The sequence below is a fragment of the uncultured Holdemanella sp. genome (genome assembly GCF_934772795.1).
In the GTDB taxonomy this organism is placed as follows: Bacteria; Bacillota_I; Bacilli_A; order Erysipelotrichales; family Erysipelotrichaceae; genus Holdemanella.
Genome location: NZ_CAKVMR010000100.1, coordinates 1 through 4,311, shown reverse-complemented (window position 1 = coordinate 4,311; position 4,311 = coordinate 1). Strand labels below are relative to the sequence as shown.

4 protein-coding genes are annotated in these 4,311 nt (G+C 36.0%); all 4 read right to left on the bottom strand.

Annotated features, from left to right (window positions below; translation table 11 throughout):
* Positions 1-22: 22 nt before the first annotated feature.
* Genes Q0F04_RS11410 through Q0F04_RS11395 form a run of 4 tightly spaced genes read right to left on the bottom strand, consistent with a single transcriptional unit; the run spans position 23 to position 4,210 of the window.
* On the bottom strand, positions 23-706 hold the full coding sequence (locus Q0F04_RS11410) for a family 1 glycosylhydrolase (RefSeq protein WP_295753398.1): 684 nt from the start codon (positions 704-706) through the stop codon (positions 23-25).
* 5 nt (positions 707-711) lie between these two features.
* Positions 712-1,530: a Cof-type HAD-IIB family hydrolase gene (locus Q0F04_RS11405; protein ID WP_295753396.1), complete on the bottom strand. Its 819-nt coding sequence runs from the start codon at positions 1,528-1,530 to the stop codon at positions 712-714.
* Positions 1,530-3,002, bottom strand: a complete 1,473-nt coding sequence (locus tag Q0F04_RS11400; protein WP_295753394.1) for a family 1 glycosylhydrolase — start codon at positions 3,000-3,002, stop codon at positions 1,530-1,532. The genes Q0F04_RS11405 and Q0F04_RS11400 overlap by 1 nt, the downstream gene beginning before the upstream one ends.
* Before the next feature lie 14 nt (positions 3,003-3,016).
* On the bottom strand, positions 3,017-4,210 hold the full coding sequence (locus Q0F04_RS11395) for a MupG family TIM beta-alpha barrel fold protein (RefSeq protein ID WP_295753392.1): 1,194 nt from the start codon (positions 4,208-4,210) through the stop codon (positions 3,017-3,019).
* Between the last annotated feature and the right edge of the window lie 101 nt (positions 4,211-4,311).

Here is a 4,311-nt window from a genome sequence, read left to right as displayed (position 1 = left end):
CGATATCGGGATGCAATGAGCTCTAAGCACAGTAAATAAGCGGATAATTACCACCCATTTGCAAAAGAGGAGCTTTTGGAATAAAAGATACGGCCATAATTGCACTGTTGATTTCATTAAATGTCAGCCAATACTTAACTAAATCTTTATACTCTTCAAAAATAGTGTGACAATATTTTTCATATAAACCAATGGTTTCACGGTTTTGCCAACCGCCCAATTTTTCTTCCATATATAAAGGGTCATCATAATGTGAAATCGTAACTAATGGTTCAATGCCATACTTATGTAACTCTTCAAATACACTACGATAGAAATCTAATCCTTCCTGATTTGGCTTTTCATCATTACCATTTGGATAAATTCTTGGCCAAGAAATGGACATTCTAAACATTTTAAAGCCCATTTGCGCGAACAGGGCAATATCCTCTTTATAATGATGATAAAAATCTGTACCAATGTGGTTTGGATAATAATATCCATCTAAACATGCATATTCAGCCCCTTCAGGTAAAGTACCACCAAACATACTGATTTTACCTGTTGTACCATCTGCATTTTTATATGTCACATAACGAGGTGTATCTTTTGTAGCACCTGTTGTTACGTCTGTCATAGCGGGGCCTCTTCCACCTTCGTTCCAGCCACCTTCATATTGGTTGGCAGCCGTAGCTCCTCCCCAATAAAAATCTTTAGGAAAACTCATTTAATTTACCTGCTTTCTATTAAATTATATTTGATAAAACTCTTATACAATCCATCATGCTCTACATCATCTGTAATTTCATCACATACAGCCTTACACTTTTCTGTACCATTACCCATACAAATGCCAATATCAACGTGTTGTAAAAGCTCAATATCATTGTCCGAATCCCCAATCGCAATCGTAGATAAATCTTCTAATCCGATATGTTTTAATAAGATATCCGCTGCATCCGCCTTATGAATACCCTTAATACTGATTTCTCCAGACACATCGCGAATCATAGGAATGGTATTTTTTATGATGTTGAAATGTTCATGCAAATCATTATAGATTTGGTCAAAGTTATTTATAGTACATAAAAAGGAGATTTTATTCACTTCATAAATTTGTTGCGAACCATCCACTACGATCATTGAGCTCGTAAAGTCTTCAGCACTTTCTGGCATAAAATTCTTAAACGCTTCTTGCATCCAATCGTGATAAAGTGTATTGACATACATGCCATGATTACATTCTAAGTAATAGCCAATCTTGTTTTTCTCGAAATACTGGATCAAAGCTTGAATATCATTCTCATCAAAAGTCAAATGGCGAATACATTGACCTTCATATTCAATGTATCCACCAGATGAACAAATAATTCCATCAAACCCAACATCTAATATGGATTCGAATAATTCGGCTTTACATCTTCCCGTATTCAAGAAAACATAATGACCATTCTTACGCGCATTTTGGATAGCGTAGACAGCACTTTCAGGTATCTGTTGTTTATTATCTAGTAAAGTGCCATCCACATCTACAAAAATTGCGTATTTCATTAATCTAAATCTTCTCCATTTGAAGAAATAACTTTCTTATACCAGTCAAAAGAATCTTTTTTACTACGATCCCCTTCACCAGTTCCATCATCTTGATAGTCTACATACACAAAGCCATAACGCTTGTGCATTTCACCAGTAGAAGCCGATACTAAGTCAATGCATCCCCATGGAGTGTAGCCCCATAATTCAACACCATCAATTTCAACGGCATCCTTCATAGCTTTGATGTGATCACGCAAGTAATCAATACGATATGAATCGTGAATACTTCCATCTTCTTCCACTGTATCTTGTGCTCCCAAACCATTTTCAACAACCATCAAAGGCAATTGGTAACGATCATACATGTAGTCTAAAGATAAACGAAGTCCCGTTGGATCAATTTGCCATCCCCAATCACTCGCTTTCAAGTATGGGTTTTTCACACCGAACATCATGTTTCCACCTTGATTAGCTAATACTTCAGGATCATCTGAAGCACAGTTTGACATATAGTAAGAGAAACTAATGAAGTCTACTGTACCATTCTTTAATGTTTCTTTTTCTTCCTTTGTTAAACTAAATTCAATTCCATTTCTTTCATATTCCTTTAGTTTATAAGCAGGATAATACCCACGAGCTTGTACATCACAATAGAAATAGCTTCCATTAAAGCTAGACCAAGCTTTTAAAACATCTCTAGGCGCACATGTGTGAGGATAAATCATTCCATATCCAATCATATTTCCCACTTTATTATTTGAATCAATTTCATGTAAAATTTGAACAGCTTTTGCGCTCGCAATCAATTGGTGTTTAGCTGCATTCGCAATCTTTTGTGGATCACGACTAGGAACACCTGCAGCCATCCAGCCACCAAATCCTAGACAGTTAATTTCATTGAAAGTTAACCAGTATTCAACTTTACCTTTATATCTTTCACCAACAGCCTTTACATAACGACAGAAACATTCAATCGTTCTTTCATCAGACCATGATCCCCATTTATTTGTAAGTCCAACTGGTGTTTCATAGTGAGACAAAGTCACTAATGGTTTAATCCCATGTTTTAAACATTCATCAAATACATCATCATAAAATTTCAAACCTTCTTCATTTGGTTCTTCTTCATATCCCAATGGGAAAATACGCGTCCAGTTAATTGACATACGGAATGTTTTATATCCCATCTCTCCCATTAAAGCGATATCCTCTTTATAACGATGATAGAAATCTGCGCCTTCGTGACTTGGATAATCATATCCTTCATAACATCCAAATACAGCATCTTCTGGTGCATCTAAACCAAACATCATATCGGCATGTACAACACCATCACTTGTTTTATATGTTACCTTTCTTGGTTGTGTTCTAGAACCACGAGTACAACAGTCTGAACTGCTGACACCTTTTCCACCTTGGTCCCATCCACCTTCATATTGGTTGGCTGCAGTTGCGCCTCCCCATAAAAAATCTTCTCTAAATGACATAAATAATCCTCTTTCTATTTTAAGAAACAAATGCCTCTTCCTGATTTTACTTCATTCAATAAGATATGATCTGCTTCAGGAATATGACCAATACGATTTCTTTGTCCATCCACTTTCATATCTTTTAATACAATTTGCACTTCACCACGATAATGAGCCAAATTGTCATTTACGATAACTACATCTCCTCGATGATAGTATTCTTCATCAATTTTTCTTTCTGGAATACTCTTTTTACCATAGAACATTCTTGTCCAGCGAGAACGAATCATATAGTATGGTGTTTCTCCACATTGGTGATAAACATTATCAAATAAGATTTCTTTTTCTAAATCTGTAACACCATCATCTAATACGACTTTAAATGGAACTCTTTCTACTTCTCCATGAGGAAGTAGTTCTGCCAAGTAATCTTGGCCAACTAGTTTTGGAATATCGACATAAGCTTCCTTCATCACTTGATCAATCGCTTTAAATTCTTCTTCACTCGCAAAGGCATTACCGAAGATGATTTCATCCACATCACCTACCGCAATCCAATGGCGAACTTGTAATTCAGCTGGAATCCAACGATGATCTTCAACCGTTGGAAGTCCATCGTGTACGGGCCATGGACCGTGTGTGTTTTCTTCATTGCTAGAAATAAAGACTGCACTTGGAATACCTAAATTAGAAAGTTCTTTATTAACTTCACGAATGCTTTCTAAGTCGGATGCCGTATAGCGTTCTGGATAGAAGTTGTGGCAAGTTGAGAAATTCTTTGGATTTGCCCCATTTTCCAAAGCCATACGAACGGCTTGAATCATACAGCTTGATAATTCAATTGTGATGTTGTAAGGGTTGTTGATTAAAGTTACATCTCTTTGATCAAAATAGGGAAGGTCCATACGAATAATATCGATTCCCATTTCTTTAAAAATTGAAATATCACTTTCGCTAGCACCCATTTTCTTTAAGAATGCAGTGTTGCAGTCGCCAGACACTTTCATTCCATATTTATGTGCTAGATCACAAAAGTTTTTAAAGTATTCAAACACTTCTTCTTTTGTTCCCGGAACACTGAACATACTCGTAAAGATTTTTGTGAAGCCATAATGGCTAGCCATTGTTAAATAGTTTTCGATTTCCTCCATAGTTTCTTGTTCTGGATATAAAGAAACGCCTAAAATTGGTTTTTTGACTGGTTTTGTTTCACCTAAAAGTCCCATAATTAATTTTTCTCCTCTTTTTCTAAAAAATAACGACGCCAGCGTTTAGGCCTGACGCCGTTTTAATACTTATTATTCAGCTTCTGCTGCTAATGCTTCCT